5 protein-coding genes are annotated in these 3,638 nt (G+C 46.9%); all 5 read left to right on the top strand.

The window, feature by feature from the left end:
- A partial coding sequence (locus PHX29_07185) for a DUF1616 domain-containing protein (GenBank protein ID MDD5605667.1) occupies positions 1–400 on the top strand: 400 nt, incomplete at its 5' end.
- Positions 401–819: 419 nt separating this feature from the next.
- The gene (locus PHX29_07180) at positions 820–1,224 is read left to right on the top strand and encodes an FAD-binding protein (protein MDD5605666.1); all 405 of its coding nucleotides are present in this window, start codon (positions 820–822) and stop codon (positions 1,222–1,224) included.
- A gap of 150 nt (positions 1,225–1,374) precedes the next feature.
- A complete protein-coding gene (locus PHX29_07175) occupies positions 1,375–1,623 on the top strand; it encodes a hypothetical protein (GenBank protein ID MDD5605665.1) in 249 nt (82 codons plus the stop codon).
- Positions 1,624–2,002: 379 nt separating this feature from the next.
- Positions 2,003–2,884 (top strand): pyridoxal 5'-phosphate synthase lyase subunit PdxS, encoded by an 882-nt coding sequence (gene pdxS / locus PHX29_07170; GenBank protein MDD5605664.1) that lies wholly within the window; start codon positions 2,003–2,005, stop codon positions 2,882–2,884.
- A gap of 9 nt (positions 2,885–2,893) precedes the next feature.
- A partial coding sequence (locus PHX29_07165) for a phosphoribosylformylglycinamidine synthase subunit PurS (GenBank protein ID MDD5605663.1) occupies positions 2,894–3,638 on the top strand: 745 nt, incomplete at its 3' end.

The raw sequence follows: 3,638 nt of genomic DNA, 5'->3' as shown, positions 1-3,638 counted from the left end.
CATCAGCATCATAGCGGCAGTATCCACCCTGGTTTACACAGCTACCAACCCCAAACCGGGTGAAAAATTCAGCGAATTTTATATTCTCGGCACTGAAGGAATTGCCGATGATTATCCGGAAGAAATAACTTTGGGCGACAGTGCATGGGTAACGGTAGGCATCGTCAACCGTGAATATGAAATTGCTACCTGTAATGTTGAAGTTTTGATAGGGGGCGATCAATCTGCCAGTCTCGGGCCGCTGGAACTGGCACACGAAGAAAAGCACGAATCCCGCATCACCTTCACACCAGATACTCCGGGGGGAAACCAAAAGGTTGAGTTCCTTCTTTACAAAAATGGCTCAAGCGATGTTTATCTTGACCTGCATTTGTGGGTAGACGTAATCGAGGCGGAATAACGACTGTTTCCGGCTACCTGGACCGCACTTAATTACTGGTAATAATATCTTCGTTCTCGGATAAAAATCATGTTTTTCCTTTGGCCTTCGGCAGCTAAAAACAGTTATGCAAACTTGACATTGGTGCCCTCTGTAAGTATTCTAAGAAAAAGGCAATCTGTGGTATTGGAGGTAGCAAGCAGAAAAAATATTACTGCCTTTCGTAAAAATCAACGGGTTAGCCGGCATTTGTAATCTTCTATTCAAATCCTGAATCATGTATGCTTCAAAGCCCTCCATCATATTCCGCTTGTTTTCTTATTTCATGCGCGGTTTAACTGTTATTGCTAACAATAAAGGAGGTGGTATTTACAGCAATTAAGTTATACCTGCTTTGCATATTTCATTACCATGAATAAAACTTGGAGGTGGATTTTGTTATGAAGAACAAGATAAAACAGACTGGCGATTTGGAAGAGCTGGCCTCGCTTTATGGCATGAATCCCGATAGCCTTAAGCTTTCGTTAGATAAGTACAACCATCACATGGAACAGCAGACAGATGATGAATTTGGCAAACCTGTATTAAATGGGGTGAAGCCGGTTTGCCAGCCTCCCTATTACAGTATACGGTTGTGGCCGAAGGTGCACCACACCATGGGCGGCATCCAAATCAATACTTCCGGCCAGGTAATAGATACCAACCAGAAACCAATTGAAGGGCTGTATGCTGCAGGCGAGGTCACAGGGGGGATTCATGGAGCATGCCGCCTGGGAAGCTGTGCTGTAACGGACTGCCTGGTTTTCGGCCGTATTGCCGGCAGAAACGCCGCATTGAATCTTTAACAATACAGGTGAATTGCAACTGCATAGTTTAACGACAAAATATAATCGCCCATATAGTACTTTGAGCACAGGTACTTATTTCTTTCTAATTTTCCAACTAAAAAAGGGCAGCTTCTGTAATACTGTGCTTTATACCCCTGGTGTAAAGAGATGATTATAACAGTCACAGTAAGCACAATAACAACTATTACTGCTCTTGGCGGCACCGGGATTGCCGGGGTGCTGGGAGCCGTAGCGGTAATAATGCTTATCGTTTTTCTTTCTATTAAAGAGCTGGCTGGTGCCGGTACATCGGAGGTTTCCGAGCGCATATCCAGTTTCGTAACTATGCCGATCGTCCCCCTGCTTTTTGCCTTTGCCGTTATCGTTGCGGTAAAAGTTGTTGAGATAATCGCCTAGTTTTCTTCTTTCCCTCTTTGAATTTCATTCGTGTGTCCACTTTTCCTTTTTGTTGCTCCAATAATGGCAAGCTCTGTAACAATCATTAAACCAGTTTAATGATTGGCTTTGTCTCCTGCGATTAAGCCGTGCGTAATTCCAAGACTTTTCAGCACACATTTTTGACTAATATGCCCATCCTCGAGCGAAGCGAAGAATCTCACACGGAGTGAACGCGTCCAAACGGGAAAAACCAGGTAACCAATCCGCTGATAAACTGCTATAATGTTAACTGCCGGGGAACTCATTGCCAGCAGGCGCTACTAACAAGCGCTTGCCCCTGTTGAGCCACCAATAGTAAAATAACAAATCAACCCGGAAGGAGAGGTAAATTACAAATATGAATACCGGTACATGGAAAGATAAAACCGGCTTCGCCCAGAGCCTTAAGGGCGGAGTCATTATGGATGTTGTAATCCCCGAGCAGGCTAAAATTGCTGAAGCTGCTGGCGCAGCAGCAGTGATGGCACTGGAAAGGGTTCCCTCTGATATACGTGCTGATGGAGGGGTTGCCCGGATGGCAGATCTTTCCATTGTAGAAGAAATAATGAAAGCAGTTTCCATACCGGTTATGGCCAAGTGCCGCATCGGTCATTTTGTGGAAGCGCGCGCTCTGGAAGCCATTGGTGTGGACTGCATAGATGAATCCGAAGTTCTTACCCCGGCAGATGAAACCAATCACGTCTGGAAGCATGATTTCACTATCCCCTTCGTTTGTGGCTGCCGCAATCTGGGCGAAGCGCTCAGACGAATCGCCGAAGGAGCAGCCATGATGCGTACCAAGGGAGAAGCCGGCACCGGCAATGTTGTAGAGGCAGTAAGGCATATTCGGCAGGTAAATGATGATATTGCCAGAATCACCAGCGCCAGGGAGGAACTACTCCCAGCCATAGCGAAGGAACTTGGAGCCCCGCTTGAACAGGTTCTTGAAGTTAGAAAACTGGGAAAGCTCCCGGTGGTTAATTTTGCCGCTGGCGGAATAGCCACTCCTGCTGATGCAGCGCTGATGATGCAGCTCGGAGTGGAGGGGGTGTTTGTAGGTTCCGGAATATTTAAATCCTCCAACCCGGAGGCCAGGGCTAAAGCGATAGTCCGCGCTACAACCCATTACATGGATGCTGCCATAATTGCCGAGGTGAGCAAAAATCTGGGATCGGCAATGCCCGGGCTGGATATCAGCAAACTGGATGAAAAAGAACGCATGGCTCACAGAGGCTGGTAACGGGCAAAAATGCAAAGAATTGAGGTAAGCCTGAAATCACAGTTGCCGGATGCTCGCGGACGCGGGCTCGTAAAAGATATTTATGACCTTGGAATTACCTCGATAACAAATGCCCGGGTACATGATGTCTACTACATACGGGGGAAGGCTTCACCTGATGATATCAATACCGTATGTTACGATGCCCTTACCGACCCTCTTATCCACGATTTTCACATCGGCCTGCCCGATTACAGCAATCAGGATAAAAACTGCCAGGCTTATGAAGTAGCCTACAACCATGGAGTTACCGACCCGATCGAGGAATCGATACTTAAAGGCATTCGCGATCTGGGTATCGACAGTATAACCGGTGTAAAAACCGCCACCAGGTATGAACTCTACGGAAAACCTGCCGAACCGGAGCTTCAGATCATCTGCTCAAGGCTGCTTGTCAACCCCACTGTCCAGCATATAATAACCGGGCAGATGGCAGACAGCTTTGAGATCCCTGAATATCGATTCGAGCTAAAAACTGTGGACATATTGAGTGCCAGCCCTGCCAGGCTCTCCTGCATAGCTGGCGAGCTTGGGTTTTCTGAAGCCGAGATTAAGGCTATTTTAAAATACTACCGACAGATGGGGCGAAACCCCACTGATGCAGAACTGGAAACACTGGCTCAAACCTGGAGTGAGCATTGCGGCCATAAGACCTTTAAAGCACGTTACGATTTCAATGGCACCACAATTGACGGCCTTTTAAAATCTACCATCA

The sequence above is a fragment of the Dehalococcoidales bacterium genome, from assembly GCA_028717385.1.
In the GTDB taxonomy this organism is placed as follows: Bacteria; Chloroflexota; Dehalococcoidia; order Dehalococcoidales; family CSSed11-197; genus CSSed11-197.
Note: the sequence above shows the minus strand (reverse complement) of the source record. Positions and strands in the feature narration are given on the sequence as shown.

Coding starts and splice junctions, on each gene's coding strand:
- PHX29_07180 (MDD5605666.1), top strand. CDS start 820: ATGAAGAACAAGATAAAACAGACTGGCGATTTGGAAGAGCTGGCCTCG.
- pdxS (MDD5605664.1), top strand. CDS start 2,003: ATGAATACCGGTACATGGAAAGATAAAACCGGCTTCGCCCAGAGCCTT.
- PHX29_07175 (MDD5605665.1), top strand. CDS start 1,375: ATGATTATAACAGTCACAGTAAGCACAATAACAACTATTACTGCTCTT.